The following is a 13193-nucleotide window of genomic DNA, read 5'->3' as shown; positions in this document are numbered from 1 at the left end:
GCGACATTGCGGCCGGGCGAGCTACTTCCCGGTTCCATCATTCTCCTTCCTGCCACGGCGGACCGTCTCCGCCGCGGCGCCGGCCGCGCCCGGCCCGCCTGTCCTGGCGTGGCCGTGGGCCAACTGATCGGCGCGGTTATACGCGGCGACGATGCGCGCCACCAGCGGATGCCGCACCACGTCCTGCTCGCCGAAGCGCGAGACGCCGATCCCCTGCACCCCGTCCAGCACGGAGAGCGCCTCCACCAGACCGGATTTCTGGCCGGAGGGGAGGTCCACCTGGGAAGGGTCGCCGGTGATCACCATGCGCGTACCTTCGCCCATCCGGGTCAAGAACATCTTGATCTGGGCGGGGGTGGTGTTCTGCGCCTCGTCGAGGATGGCGTAGCAATGCGCCAGGGTACGGCCGCGCATGAAGGCGAGAGGGGCGATCTCGATCTCGCCCGACAGGATGCGGCGCTGCACCTGGTCGGCCGGCATCATGTCGTGCAGCGCGTCGTAGAGCGGGCGGAGATAGGGGTCGACCTTCTCCTTCATGTCGCCGGGTAGGAAGCCGAGGCGCTCGCCCGCCTCCACCGCCGGGCGGGAGAGCACGATGCGGTCCACCCGGCCCGCCATCAGCATCGCCACGCCCTGCGCCACGGCGAGGTAGGTCTTGCCGGTGCCGGCGGGGCCGATGCCGAACACCATGTCGGCCCGCGCCAGCTGGTCCATGTAGTCGGCCTGGGCGTGGCTGCGGGGCGCGATCGCACCCTTCTTGGTGCGGATCGCCGGCAGGTCGGAGAGCGGCAGGCGCGGCTCCGGCGCCTCGGTCGGGTCCTTCGGCGCATCGGCCCGGCGCTGCGCCAGCCGCATCGCTGCTTCCACTTCCGGCATCGCCAACTTCTCCCCGCGTTCGAGCTGTCGCCACAGGCTGCGCAACGCCGCTTCCGCCACGCTGGTTCCCTCGGCCGAGCCGGTGATGGAGAGGCGGTTGCCGCGGCTGGCCAGCCGGACCCCCAGGCGCTGCTCGATCTGGGCCAGATGCCGGTCATGCTCGCCATAGAGCAGCGGCAGCAGCGCGTTGTCGTCGAACTGCAGCGTGACGGTGCGGGCGGCAGAGACGGTGTCGGCCATCATGGGGCGGCTCATGGCGCGGGGGTCGGCCCGCAGCGCGATGGGGGTGGTGTTGCTCAAGCGGGGGCGAGCTCCTTCGCATCCAGCAGGGTGGCGGAGAGGGAATTGGGCAGGGCGGCGTCGATGCGCACCCGCGCCATGCGCCCGGCCAGGCCGGCCGGGCCCATCATGTGCACCGGCTGCAGCCACGGCGTGCGGCCCGCCACCTGGCCGGGGTGGCGCCCCGGGCCGGTGAGCAGGATGTCGCATTCGCGGCCCACGCAGTCGCGGTTGAACTGGTCCTGCTGCCGGCGCAGCAGCGCCTGCAGCTCCTGCAGCCGGGCATCCTTCTCCGCCTCCGGCACCTGGAAGGGCTGGCCGGCGGCGGGCGTGCCGGGGCGCGGCGAATACTTGAAGGAATAGGCCAGGGCGAAGCCCACCTTCTCCACCAGCGCCATCGTCGCCGCGTGGTCCGCCGCCGTCTCGCCGGGGTGGCCCACAATGAAGTCGGAGGAGAGCGCCATGTCCGGCCGCGCCTCGCGCAACTGGTCGGCGATCCGGTGGAACAGATCGGCCGTGTGGCCGCGGTTCATGGCGGCCAGCACCTTGTCCGAGCCGCTCTGCACCGGCAGGTGCAGGAAGGGCATGAGCTGCGGGATGGTGCCGTGCGCCCGGATCAGCGCCTCGTCCATGTCGCGCGGGTGGCTGGTGGTGTAGCGCAGCCGGGCCAGCCCATCGATCTCGGCGAGCGCGTGGAGCAGGCGGGAGAGGCTCCAGGTGGAGCCGTCCGGCGCCTCGCCATGCCAGGCATTCACGTTCTGCCCGAGCAGCGCGATCTCCCGCGCGCCGCCGGCCACCAGCCGCTTCGCCTCGGCCAGGATGGCGGCGACGGGACGGGAGAACTCGGCGCCGCGCGTGTAGGGCACCACGCAGAAGGAGCAGAACTTGTCGCAGCCCTCCTGGATGGTGAGGAAGGCGACCGGCCCCTGCTTGGCGTTGACCTCCGGCAGCAGGTCGAATTTCTGCTCCACGGGGAAGTCGGTGTCGATCTGGGCGCCGGCGGCGCGGCTGGCGCGGGCCACCATCTCCGGCAGGCGGTGATAGGTCTGCGGGCCGAGCACGATGTCCACCCAGGGGGCGCGGGCGGTGATCTCGGCGCCCTCCGCCTGGGCGACGCAGCCGGCGACGGCCAGCACCATCTTCTGCCCCGCCTGCTCCTTCTCGGTCTTCAGCAGCCGCAGCCGGCCGAGATCGGAGAACACCTTCTCCGAGGCCTTCTCGCGGATGTGGCAGGTGTTGAGGATGACCATGTCGGCCTCCTCCGGCGTCTCGGCGGGGCCGTAGCCGAGGGGCGCCAGCACATCCGCCATGCGGGTGCTGTCATAGACGTTCATCTGGCAGCCCCAGGTGCGGATGAACAGCTTCTTCCGCACGCCGGCAGAGGGCATCGCCTCGGTCTCGGAAATCTCGGGCAACAGAGTCTCGGTGGGCAAGGTCTGGGGGCGGGGGGCGGTGGTCATGACGGCAGGAACCCTGGGGCAGCGACACCCGGCCATGTGCATCCGCCGGGGCCACCCCGGTGCGGGGCGGCGTTCCGGGCGGATGTGCGGGGCGCGGGGCCTCGGGTCAAGCGACCGGGCCCTGCGTGCTCCGCGATTCTGCGGTCGCGCCTGGGCTGCTCATCTCGGCTTGCATGGTTGGGGATGCGGGCGGGCCGGGTCAAGGCAAACCGCCCGGGGCCGGCATGACATTCCCGCGGAGCGTGGCATCGGCGCCATGCTCCGGCCCGGCCCTCAGCCCGCCAGATGCACCAGCAGCCGCGCCGCATGGGCCGGCAGCGCCGCGCCCCGGCGGTGCAGGAGGAGGAGGCGCCGCTCGGCCCAGGCTTCGGCCAACGGAATTAGCGCCAGCGGCGCGGCGGCGCCGGCGCGGCGCGCGGCGGCCTCCGGCACCAGCGCCAGCCCGGCGCCGAGGGCGGCCATGCGGCAGGCGGCCTCCGGCCCCGGCGCCTGGAGGCGCAGCCGCAGCCGCCCGGACGCGCGCGCCGCATGGCCGGCCAGGTGCCGCTGCAGGGCGCTCCCGGCACCGAGGCCGATGAAGGGCCAGCCCAGCGCCTCCTCCAGCCGCACGCCGCCGCGCCCGGCCAGGGGATGATCCGGCGCCGCCACGAGCACCAGCCGGTCCGTCCGGAAGGGAAGCGCCTCCAGCCCGGCGAGGTCGGCATGATCGGCGGCGATGCCCAGCTCGGCCCGCCCTTCCGCCACGGCGGCGGCGATGGCGGTGCTGGTGCGCTCCTCCAGCGCGATCTCCACCTGCGGATGTGCGGCCAGGAAGCGGGCCAGCGGCTCGGGCAGGAATTCGACGGTGGCGGCGGTGTTGGCCAGCAGCCGCACATGCCCCTGCAGCCCGCGCGCATATTCGCCCAGCTCGCCGCGCATCCGCTCCACCTGCTGCCCCACCAGCCGGGCATGGTGCAGCAGCGCCTCTCCCGCCGGGGTCAGGCTGACACCGCGCCGCCCGCGCAGCAGCAGCGCCACGCCGGCCTGCGCCTCCATCGCCCGCAGCCGGGCGCTGGCCGAAGCCAGGGCCAGCCCCGCCCGCGCGCCTCCGGCGGTGATGCTGCCCGCCTCCGCCACATGGCGGAACAGCCGCAGGTCGGTCAGGTCGAGATGCATGGAGGTTCGAGCCTTCGTCCCTGCCGAAGCCTCACTCTGCCACATCCGCATTGTGCCGGCCCAGGCTTCGCCGGAGGGTGTCGCCGCAGGCGCACCCGCGAACGGACAGAAAAAGGAAGGAGGTCCGGGGGAATTCATTCCCCCGGCGCTTCCGGGAGACATCATGGACATCCTGTTCCTGCTGCTGGTCTTCCTCCTCGCCGGGATGGTGAAGGGCGTACTCGGCCTCGGCCTGCCGACGGTGGCGATGGGCCTGCTGGGGGCCGTCATGCCCCCCGCCCAGGCCGCCGCGCTGCTGGTGCTGCCTTCGCTGGTGACGAATCTCTGGCAGCTCTTCGCCGGCCCGCGCTTCGGCGCGCTGCTGCGGCGGCTGTGGGGCATGATGCTGGGCATCCTGGCCGGCACGCTGCTGGGCGCCGGGCTGATCGCGCGGGAGGAATCGCCCTGGCCGGTGGCGGCGCTGGGCCTCACCCTGCTGGCCTATGCCGTCCTCGGCCTGGCCCGCCCCGCGCTGCGCGTGCCGCCGCGCGCCGAGCCCTGGGCCGCGCCGCTGGTCGGGCTGGCCACCGGCGCCGTCACCGGCGCCACGGGGGTGTTCGTCATCCCCGCCGTGCCCTTCCTCGGCGCGCTCGGGCTGGGGCGGGACGATCTGGTGCAGGCGCTGGGCCTGTCCTTCACCGTCTCCACCCTGGCGCTGGCGGCGGGGCTGGCCTGGCACGGGGCGCTGCCGGGGCTGCTGCTCGGGCAATCCCTGCTGGCGATCGGGCCGGCGCTGCTGGGCATGGCGCTGGGCGGCTGGCTGCGCGGCCGGGTGCGGGCGGAGACCTTCCGGCGCGGCTTCTTCGCGGGCCTCGGCCTGCTGGGGGCGGAGATGGTCTGGCGCGCCCTGGCATAGCCGCGTCCCGGCGCCCGCTCTCGACACCGGCCTCCCGCCGCGCCCATATCCGCCCCCATGCCCGAGCCGATCGCCCTCTATGTCCACTGGCCCTTCTGCGCGGCCAAGTGCCCCTATTGCGACTTCAACAGCCATGTGCGGGAGCGGGTGGACGCCGCCCGCTTCGGCGCCGCGCTGCGGCGGGAGCTGGCCTTCGAGGCGGCGCGGCTGGAGGCGGAAGGGCAGGGGGGGCGGCCGCTCGCCTCCATCTTCTTCGGCGGCGGCACGCCGAGCCTGATGCCGCCGCAGGTGGTGGCCGACATCATCGCCGACGCCACGCGCCTCTTCCCGCCCCTGCCGGACATCGAGATCACGCTGGAGGCCAACCCGACCAGCGTCGAGGTCTCGCGCCTGGCCGAGATCCGCGCGGCGGGGGTGAACCGCGCCAGCCTCGGCGTGCAGGCGCTGGACGACACGGCGCTGGGCTTCCTCGGGCGGAAGCACGATGCCGGGCAGGCCATCGCCGCGCTGGAGGCGGCGCGCGGCCTGTTCCCGCGCCTCTCCTTCGACCTGATCTACGCCCGCCCGGGCCAGGCCGTGGCCGAATGGCGCGCCGAGCTGCGCCGCGCCCTGGCCCTGGCCGCCGACCATCTCTCCCTCTACCAGCTCACCATCGAGCCGGGCACGCGCTTCGCCACCGAATACGCGCGCGGCGCCTTCGCCCTGCCGGAGGGGGAGGAGGCCGCCGCCCTCTACTTCGCCACCGGCGAGGAGGCGGCGCGCTTCGGCCTGCTGCCCTACGAGGTCTCCAACTATGCGAAGCCCGGGGCGGAGAGCCGGCACAACCTCGCCTACTGGCGCTATGGCGACTATCTCGGCATCGGCGCCGGCGCGCACCAGCGGCTGACGCTGCGCGAGGGGCTGGTGGCCGCCCGCCGCCACCGCGGGCCGGAGGAATGGCTGGCGCGCGTCGAGGCCGCGGGCCACGCCATCACCGCCACCGAGATCCTCTCGCCCACCGACCGGGCGCGGGAGGCGCTGCTGATGGGGCTGCGCCTCTCGGAAGGCGTGGACCCGGCGCGGCTCCAGGCCCGCAGCGGGCTCTCGCTGGCCGAGGCGGTGGACCCCGCCATGCTCGCCGCCTGCCTCGACGAGGACTACCTCACCTGGACGCCCGAGGGCCGGCTCGCCGCCACCTGGGAAGGGCGGCTGCGGCTGGACGCGCTGCTGCCGGCGCTGCTGCGGTAGGCGGCGGAAATCCGGGCCGGCGCGGCTTGGCGTCCGGGCAATTCAGAACATATTAAGAACTGAAACGCTCCGGACCGCCGCCATGGATCTCCGCGCCAAGCTCGCCCTGCTGGCCGATGCCGCCAAGTACGACGCCTCCTGCGCCTCCTCCGGCACGGAGAAGCGCGATTCGCGCCAGGGCGGCCTCGGCAGCACGGAGGGCATGGGCATCTGCCACGCCTATGCGCCGGATGGCCGCTGCATCTCGCTGCTGAAGGTGCTGCTGACCAATGCCTGCGTGTTCGACTGCGCCTACTGCATCAACCGCGCCACCTCCAACGTGGCGCGCGCCCGCTTCACCGTGGCGGAGCTGGTGAAGCTGACGCTGGCCTTCTACCGGCGCAACTACATCGAGGGGCTGTTCCTCTCCTCCGGCATCATCCGCAGCCCGGACTACACGATGGAGCAGCTCATCCGCGTGGCCCGTACCCTGCGGGAGGAGCATGGCTTCCTCGGCTACATCCACCTCAAGACCATCCCCGAGGCGGCGCCCGAGCTGCTGGCCGAGGCGGGGCGCTGGGCGGACCGGCTGTCGATCAATGTGGAGCTGCCGCAGGTGGCCAGCCTGAAGCGGCTGGCGCCGGAGAAGGACCTGCCGGCCATCGGCGGCGCCATGCAGCAACTTGCCGGCCGCATCGCCGAGGCGAAGGAGGCGCGCCGCACCGCCCGCCGCGCCGCGCCACCGCGCTTCGCCCCCGCCGGGCAATCGACGCAGATGATCGTCGGCGCCGATGACAGCGACGACCGGCGCATCCTCGGCAAGGGGGCGGAGCTGTACGAGAAGTACGGGCTGCGCCGGGTGTACTACTCGGGCTACTCGCCCATCCCGGAGGCCTCCAGCCTGCTGCCGCCGGCGCCGCCGCCGCTGCTGCGCGAGCACCGGCTGTACCAGGCGGACTGGCTGCTGCGCTTCTACGGCTTCGGCACGGAGGAGATCCTGGCGGGCGGGGAGGGCGGCATGCTGGACCTGGAGATCGACCCCAAGCTGGCCTGGGCGCTGAAGCACCGCGCCGACTTCCCCGTGGACCTCAACAGCGCCCCGCGCGAGCTGCTGCTGCGCGTGCCGGGCCTGGGCGCGCGCAACGTGGAGCGCATCGTCGCCGCCCGCCAGGAGGGCCGGGTGCGGCTGGCCGACCTCGCCCGGCTGCGTGTGCCGCTGCGCAAGGTGGCGCCCTTCCTGCTCGCCCCCGACCACCGCGCCGCCCCCGGCCTGCTGGACAGCCCCCGCCTGCGCGCCATGCTGACCACGCCCGGGGGTTTTGGTGCGCAGGCCAGGCCCCGCCAGCTTTCGCTGTTTTCCTGATGCGCCGCCCCGAAGCCCCGCAGCCGGCGGGCGCCGCCGCGGCGGAGGCGTTCTCCGTCGCGCTCGAGGGCTGCGCCGACTTCGCCGCCTGGCGCCTGGCCGCCCGCCGCCTGCTGGCCGCCGGCATTCCGCCCGAGTCGGTCGAGTGGCGCACGCCCGAGGACCCGCCCGGCCTGTTCGGCGGCCGCCCCCCGCCCGAGGCGGAAGGCCCGCCCCTGCCGGTGCCGCGCGACTTCGTGGAGATGGCCGAGCTGGCGATCCGCCATGCGGACCGCGAGCGCTTCGCCCTGCTCTATGCCCTGCTGTGGGACTCCCAGACCCGCCCCGGCCTGCTGCGCACCCCCACCGAGCCGCGCATGGCGCGCCTGGCCGGCATGGCCCGCGCCGTGCGGCGCGACGCGCACAAGATGCACGCCTTCCTGCGCTTCCGGGAGATCGGGACCCCCGAGGGGCCGCGCTCCGTCGCCTGGTTCGAGCCGGAGCACCACATCGTCGAGGCGGAGGCGGGCTTCTTCGTGCGGCGCTTCGCCATCCTGCGCTGGTCGATCCTGACGCCGCGCCGCTGCGCCCACTGGGATGGCGCGGCGCTGGCCTTCACCCCCGGCGCCCGCCGCGCCGATGCCCCGGCCGAGGACGCGGCGGAGGATCTGTGGCGCACCTACTTCGCCAGCATCTTCAACCCCGCCCGGCTGAAGCCGGACGCCATGCGCGCCGAGATGCCGAAGAAATACTGGAAGAACCTGCCGGAGGCGGCGGTCATCCCCGAGTTGATGCAGGGTGCCGAGGGGCGGGTGCGCGTCATGCTGGGGCAGGAATTCCGCGCGCCGCGCCGGCGCCAGAAGGCGGAGGGGGACTGACCCCCCCCCCTCCGGCCTCATTCCGCCGGCAGCCACACCTTGAAGGTGGCGCCCTCGCCGGGGCGGCTCTCGATGTGGAGCTGGCCACGGTGGCGGTTGACGATGTGCTTGACGATGGCCAGCCCCAGCCCGGTGCCGCCCGCGTTGCGCGAGCGCGCCTTGTCCACCCGGTAGAAGCGTTCCGTCAGGCGGGGGATGTGCTCGCGCGCGATGCCGGGGCCGTCATCGGCCACGCTCATCGTCACGCCGGGGCGGGGGCTGCCGGTGCGCGCCACGCAGAGCTTCACCTCGCCGCCCTCCTGGCCGTGCCGCACCGCGTTCTCCAGCAGGTTGCGCAGCACCTGGGCGAGCTGCTCGGCATCGGCGGGCGCGGCGACGGCCGCCTCGTCCAGGTCCAGCGACAGCTCGACATGGCGGCTGGCCAGGATCGGCGCCATGGCCTCCGCCTCGGCGCGGGCCAGGGCGGCGAGCGGCACGCGCTCGGTCGGCGCCTGGTGCTCGGCCAGCTCGATGCGGGAGAGGCCGAGCAGGTCCTCGATCAGCCGCCGCATCCGCTCGGACTGCTCGGCCATGATGCCGAGGAAGCGTGCCTGCGCCTCCGGGTCGTCCTTCGCCGGGCCGCGCAGCGTCTCGATGAAGCCCATCAGGCTGGCCAGCGGCGTGCGCAGCTCGTGGCTGGCATTGGCCACGAAATCGGCGCGCATCCGCTCCACCGCGCGCTCCCGCGTGCGGTCCGCGAGCAGCACCACCAGCCGCCCGCCGTCGAACAGGGGCGGGTCGAGCGGGATCACCTGCGCCGCCAGCTCGCGCGGCACCGGCACGGGCAGCACGATGTCCGCCGCCTGCCGCGTGCCCTCGGCGAGCGCCCGGTCCACCGCCCCGGCCAGGGCCGGGTGGCGCATCAGCGCGGCGGCGTCGCCGGCCAGCGGCCCGGCCTCGGCGGCGCGGGCGCCGAACAGCGCGCGGGCGGCGGCGTTGGCGCGCAGCGCCGCGCGGTCCGCCCCCAGCACCAGCAGCGGGTCCGGCAGGCTCTCCAGGATGGCGGCATCCGCCCGGCGCATCCGCCCCAGCAGCTCGCCGCGCTCGGCCAGGCTGCGCGCCAGCCGCGCCACGCCTTCCGACACCTCGGCCAGCGCCGGCAGCAGCGGCGGGGCGGAGGGCGGTTCCGGCCAGGCGCCCTCGCCCGCATCGGCGCGGCGCAGCACGGCGGCCAGCCGCGACAGGTTGCCGAGCCAGCGCCGCGCCAGCAGCAGCGCCGCCAGGGCGGTGCCCGCCATGGCGAACAGCGCCGGCCCCGCCTCGGCCCGGCCGGTGACGGCCAGCAGCGCCAGCAGCGCCAGCGGCACGCCGCCGATCAGCGCCGCCGAACCCAGCCAGCGGTGCAGCGCCGGCCTTTCCTCATCCATGCCAAGCTCCGGTGGCTGCGTGCGCGCGGCGGCGGGGCCCGGCCCCGCCGCGTCTCCCCTCAAGGACCGGCTCAGAAGCCGGCGGTGCCCGGCAGCTCGGCCGGCGCCGCCACGCCGGGCGGCGCGCCGGGCGCGATGGCATAGACCGCCAGCGCCCGCTGCACCTGCCCGCCCGGGTTCAGCCGCAGCGCGCCATCGGCCCCCAGCACCACCTCGCCCAGCGGCATCTGCGCCGCCGCCCCGGGCGGCTGGTTGCGCAGCGCGCGGGCGGCCAGCGCCGCGGCGTCGTAGGCCACGCCCACCACCCGCGCCGGGCGCTCGCCGAAGGCGGCCTCGTAGCGGCTGTCGAAATGGCCGCGCGCCGCCGGGTCGGGGCCGGGGAACCAGGCGCCCGCCAGGGCCGGCTGCTGCCCCATGCTCTCGTCATGCCCCCACAGCGCATGGCCGGCCAGGCGCAGCGGCGGCATGGCAGCGCCGGCCGAGGCGAGGCCGGCGGCGAAGTCCCGCGCGCGCGCGCCGCTCTCGCCCAGCAGCAGCATCTCGGTGCGCGATTCGGCGGGGGCGTCGGGGTCCGTGGCACCGATCCGGCGCGCCACCTCCACCGCCACCACGCCGGGGGCGGCGGCGGCCGGATACGTCTCGATGACGGGGGCGGGCAGGCCGAGATCGCTCGCGGCGCCGCGCAGCGCCTCGGCCATCTGCCGGCCCAGCGCGCCGTTCGGCGCGGCCAGGGCGAAGCGGCGCACGCCCTGGGCGTTGGCGGCCGCCACCACGCGCCGCACCTGCTGCGCCGGCGTGATGCCGAGCGGCCAGACCTGCTGCGCCGCCTGGCTGCCATCGTTGGTGAAGGGCAGCATCGGCACGCCGGCGGCGCGCGCCGGGCTGGCCACCGCCGCCGTCTCCTGCGCCGTCAGCGGCCCGACGATGACGCGTGCGCCCTCGGCCATCGCCGCCCGCGCCGCCTCGGCCGCGCCGGCGGCCGTGCCGCCCGTGTCGCGCGGCAGGAACTCGAAGCCCGGCTCGCCCTGCTCGAACAGCGCGAGCTGCGCCGCGTTCAGCAGCGACTGGCCGAGCGCCGCGTTCTGCCCGGTGAGCGGCAGCAGCACCGCCACCTTGCTGCGGGGGGGCGGCGGCGGCAGAGTCGGCAGGCCGGCCGTGGGCGCCGGGGCGTAGGAAGGGCCGGAGGCTTGCGGGGCGCAGGCCGAGAGCGCCACAAGGCCCGTGAGCAGCGCAGCGCCGGCCAGCCATCGCCGGGTTTTCGGGAGAGTTCCAGTCAGTGCAGCCGGATGAGCCTGAGACGACGAGCGCGGAAACGACAAATGAAACCTCCCCCAATGGAACCGCAAGTGGGCCCGCTCCGGGACCGGGCGGCAGGCCCGGGCTGACCCTGGTGGCGACGCCGATCGGCAACCTCGGCGACCTCGCCCCCCGCGCCCTGGCCGTGCTGCGCGCGGCCGACGCGGTGCTGTGCGAGGACACCAGGGTAACCGCTCCGCTGCTGGCGCGACATGGCGTTTCGGTGAGCCTTCTCCCGCTGCACGAGCACAACGAGGATGCCGCGACGCCCCGCCTGCTGGCGCGGATGGCGGGAGGGGAACACCTGGCGCTGGTTTCGGATGCCGGCACGCCGCTGATGAGCGACCCGGGCTACCGGCTGGTGCGCGCCGCCATCGCCGCCGGCCACACCGTCTCGGCGGTGCCGGGGGCGAATGCGGCGGTGATGGCGCTGACCCTCTCCGGCCTGCCGCCGCACCCCTACCTGTTCCACGGCTTCCTGCCGCCGCGGGAGGCGGCGCGGGCGGCGGAGCTGGGGCGGCTGCGCGCCGCCGAGCGCGCCGGCCTCTCCGCCACCCTCATCTTCTACGAGGCGCCGCACCGCCTGGCCGAGACGCTGGCGACGATGGCGCAGCAGCTCGGCCCCCGCCCGGCGGCGGTGGCGCGGGAGCTGACCAAGCGCTTCGAGGAGGTGCGGCGCGGCACGCTGGAGGCGCTGGCGGCGCACTACGCCGAGCACCCGGCGCGGGGCGAGATCGTGCTGGTGGTGGGGCCGCCCGCGGCGGAAGCCGAGGCGGGCGAGGCGGAGGCCAGCCTGGACGAGCGGCTGCGCGCCGCGCTGGCGGCCGGCGAGAGCCTGCGCGACGCCGCCGCGCTGGTGGCGGCGGCCACCGGCCTGCCGCGCAAGCAGGTCTATGCGCGGGCCCTGGCGCTGCGTGACGAGGGGTGACTCTTGCCCGCGCCGGCGCGGCGCTCTAGCAGGAAGGCCGGTGCCGAAGCGCGACCAGGGTCGGTCGCGAGGCCGATGGGAGCCTTGAGGGCATGGTCGAAACCGCGGTCGGGATCAGCGCGCCGATCATCATCTTCGCCTTCGACCGCGCGCCCTACCTGGAGCGCTTCTGCGCCTCGCTGAAGGCGCAGGAGGGGGTGACGCTCGACCAGAGCCGCATCTACCTGCTGCAGGACGGCGCCGTCTCCGCCGCCTCCGGCGTGCGCTATGCGGAGGACAAGGCGATCGCCGACAGCGTCGCGGCGTTCCGCGGCGTCTTCCCCGAAGGCCATGTGCTGCAGAGCCCCGACAACCTCGGCATCGCCTTCAACATCCAGCGCGGCGAGAAGCTGGCCTTCGAGACGCTGAAGGCGGAAACCGCCTATTTCTTCGAGGACGACCTCGAGCTCGGCCCTGCCTACCTGCTGATGATGGAGCGGCTGCGCCAGGCGCTCGCCCCCTTTCCGGAGGTCGGTTACTTCGCCGCCTATGGCGACCATCGTGCCACGCCGGACCCGGAGCGGGTGCGCGTGGTGCCGCTCGATCACCACTGGGGCTTCGGCCTGCGGCGCGGTGCCTGGCGCAGGATCAACGCCTGGCTGAAGCCCTATCTCGAGATCATCCGCCGCACCGACTACCCCAACCGAAACCACCTGGCCGTCTACCGCTGGCTCGAAGGCCAGGAGATGGCGATCGACAAATCCTCGCAGGACGCGATGAAGGCGCTGGCCTGCGCGCAGCTCGGCCTCGTGCGGGTGATGACCGATACCTGCTTCGGCCGCTACATCGGCGAGAAGGGGGCTTCCTTCAACGAGCGCCGCTTCCGCGAAATGGGCTACGACCGGATGACGCCCGTGGAGCGCGGCGACCTGCCCATCGCCGCCGCCTCGGCCGACAGCATCGCCGCCATCCTGGCGCAGCAGCAGGCGCATTTCCGCACCTTCCGCGAGCGCGACTTCGAAGGCTTCCTGGAACGCTACGCGGGCCGACACTGGGACCCCGACCGCCTGCTGGAGCGCGAGGACGTGGCCGACCTCTACCGCCTGCTGCTCGACCGCCTGCCGGAAGGCGAAAACATCTACGAGCAGTATGTCGGCAAGACCACGGTGCGCCGGTTGCGGAGAATCATGTTCAACAGCCGGGAGTTCCAGGGCAGGAACACGAGAAAGTAAAGAGAAGCGTTCTTTTTTGGAAAAAAGAACCAAAAAACTTTTTCGAGTTGGTGTCCTGCCCTGGATAGTCTAGCGCCAGACTCGAAAAGTCTTTTTGCTTCTTTTTCTTCAGAAAAAGAAGAAGCTTTCCTCTAAGGCCTGTTAGAGCTTGAATGCTACTCCCATGTTTTGGGTATGGCGAAGGGCAAGGACGAGCAGCTTCTCACGGATGCGACCTGGGCGGTGTGGGAGCCGCTGATCGAGGCGGCCAGGCCTCACGGT

At 73.9% G+C, this 13193-nt stretch carries 11 protein-coding genes; 6 read left to right on the top strand and 5 right to left on the bottom strand.

The window, feature by feature from the left end; translation table 11 throughout:
- Window positions 1-21: 21 nt before the first annotated feature.
- The 3 genes from CR165_RS19740 to CR165_RS19730 all read right to left on the bottom strand — a co-directional run bounded on the left by CR165_RS19740 (window position 22) and on the right by CR165_RS19730 (window position 3770).
- Window positions 22-1116 (bottom strand): PhoH family protein, encoded by a 1095-nt coding sequence (locus tag CR165_RS19740; protein WP_408887542.1) that lies wholly within the window; start codon window positions 1114-1116, stop codon window positions 22-24.
- A gap of 56 nt (window positions 1117-1172) precedes the next feature.
- On the bottom strand, window positions 1173-2543 hold the full coding sequence (gene miaB, locus CR165_RS19735; RefSeq protein ID WP_109518712.1) for a tRNA (N6-isopentenyl adenosine(37)-C2)-methylthiotransferase MiaB: 1371 nt from the start codon (window positions 2541-2543) through the stop codon (window positions 1173-1175).
- Window positions 2544-2888: 345 nt separating this feature from the next.
- Entirely contained in the window at window positions 2889-3770 is an 882-nt protein-coding gene (locus CR165_RS19730) for a LysR family transcriptional regulator (protein ID WP_109518663.1), read from the bottom strand.
- Window positions 3771-3933: 163 nt separating this feature from the next.
- Here CR165_RS19730 and CR165_RS19725 point away from each other — a divergent pair, with 163 nt between their 5' ends.
- The 4 genes from CR165_RS19725 to CR165_RS19710 all read left to right on the top strand — a co-directional run bounded on the left by CR165_RS19725 (window position 3934) and on the right by CR165_RS19710 (window position 8091).
- Window positions 3934-4665 carry a sulfite exporter TauE/SafE family protein gene (locus CR165_RS19725; protein WP_219929791.1) on the top strand — a complete coding sequence of 244 codons (732 nt, stop codon included), beginning with the start codon at window positions 3934-3936 and terminating at the stop codon, window positions 4663-4665.
- 57 nt (window positions 4666-4722) lie between these two features.
- The gene (gene hemW / locus CR165_RS19720; RefSeq protein WP_109518662.1) at window positions 4723-5892 is read left to right on the top strand and encodes a radical SAM family heme chaperone HemW; all 1170 of its coding nucleotides are present in this window, start codon (window positions 4723-4725) and stop codon (window positions 5890-5892) included.
- 82 nt (window positions 5893-5974) lie between these two features.
- The gene (locus CR165_RS19715; protein ID WP_109518661.1) at window positions 5975-7234 is read left to right on the top strand and encodes a putative DNA modification/repair radical SAM protein; all 1260 of its coding nucleotides are present in this window, start codon (window positions 5975-5977) and stop codon (window positions 7232-7234) included.
- Window positions 7234-8091: a TIGR03915 family putative DNA repair protein gene (locus CR165_RS19710; protein WP_109518660.1), complete on the top strand. Its 858-nt coding sequence runs from the start codon at window positions 7234-7236 to the stop codon at window positions 8089-8091. The genes CR165_RS19715 and CR165_RS19710 overlap by 1 nt, the downstream gene beginning before the upstream one ends.
- 17 nt (window positions 8092-8108) lie before the next feature.
- Here the strand turns inward: CR165_RS19710 and CR165_RS19705 are convergent, their stop codons facing one another.
- Both CR165_RS19705 and CR165_RS19700 read right to left on the bottom strand, forming a co-directional pair.
- Window positions 8109-9497 carry an ATP-binding protein gene (locus CR165_RS19705; protein ID WP_109518659.1) on the bottom strand — a complete coding sequence of 463 codons (1389 nt, stop codon included), beginning with the start codon at window positions 9495-9497 and terminating at the stop codon, window positions 8109-8111.
- A gap of 71 nt (window positions 9498-9568) precedes the next feature.
- Window positions 9569-10711, bottom strand: coding sequence for a penicillin-binding protein activator (locus CR165_RS19700; RefSeq protein ID WP_245906601.1), 1143 nt, complete (start codon window positions 10709-10711; stop codon window positions 9569-9571).
- A 62-nt stretch (window positions 10712-10773) separates the two neighbouring features.
- Here CR165_RS19700 and rsmI point away from each other — a divergent pair, with 62 nt between their 5' ends.
- A complete protein-coding gene (rsmI, locus tag CR165_RS19695; RefSeq protein WP_109518710.1) occupies window positions 10774-11721 on the top strand; it encodes a 16S rRNA (cytidine(1402)-2'-O)-methyltransferase in 948 nt (315 codons plus the stop codon).
- A gap of 92 nt (window positions 11722-11813) precedes the next feature.
- Window positions 11814-12932 carry a glycosyltransferase family protein gene (locus CR165_RS19690; RefSeq protein ID WP_109518657.1) on the top strand — a complete coding sequence of 373 codons (1119 nt, stop codon included), beginning with the start codon at window positions 11814-11816 and terminating at the stop codon, window positions 12930-12932.
- Window positions 12933-13193 lie beyond the last annotated feature (261 nt).

This window comes from Teichococcus aestuarii, from assembly GCF_003116135.1.
GTDB lineage: Bacteria > Pseudomonadota > Alphaproteobacteria > Acetobacterales > Acetobacteraceae > Pseudoroseomonas > Pseudoroseomonas aestuarii.
This window is presented reverse-complemented; position numbering and strand designations above follow the sequence as displayed.

What these genes read in the sequence shown, in the direction of transcription:
- CR165_RS19725 (WP_219929791.1), top strand. Translation starts at nt 3,934, where the DNA reads ATGGACATCCTGTTCCTGCTGCTGGTCTTCCTCCTCGCCGGGATGGTG.
- CR165_RS19730 (WP_109518663.1), bottom strand. Translation starts at nt 3,770, where the DNA reads ATGCATCTCGACCTGACCGACCTGCGGCTGTTCCGCCATGTGGCGGAG.
- CR165_RS19710 (WP_109518660.1), top strand. Translation starts at nt 7,234, where the DNA reads ATGCGCCGCCCCGAAGCCCCGCAGCCGGCGGGCGCCGCCGCGGCGGAG.
- miaB (WP_109518712.1), bottom strand. Translation starts at nt 2,543, where the DNA reads ATGCCCTCTGCCGGCGTGCGGAAGAAGCTGTTCATCCGCACCTGGGGC.
- CR165_RS19705 (WP_109518659.1), bottom strand. Translation starts at nt 9,497, where the DNA reads ATGGATGAGGAAAGGCCGGCGCTGCACCGCTGGCTGGGTTCGGCGGCG.
- CR165_RS19690 (WP_109518657.1), top strand. Translation starts at nt 11,814, where the DNA reads ATGGTCGAAACCGCGGTCGGGATCAGCGCGCCGATCATCATCTTCGCC.
- CR165_RS19740 (WP_408887542.1), bottom strand. Translation starts at nt 1,116, where the DNA reads ATGGCCGACACCGTCTCTGCCGCCCGCACCGTCACGCTGCAGTTCGAC.
- hemW (WP_109518662.1), top strand. Translation starts at nt 4,723, where the DNA reads ATGCCCGAGCCGATCGCCCTCTATGTCCACTGGCCCTTCTGCGCGGCC.
- CR165_RS19715 (WP_109518661.1), top strand. Translation starts at nt 5,975, where the DNA reads ATGGATCTCCGCGCCAAGCTCGCCCTGCTGGCCGATGCCGCCAAGTAC.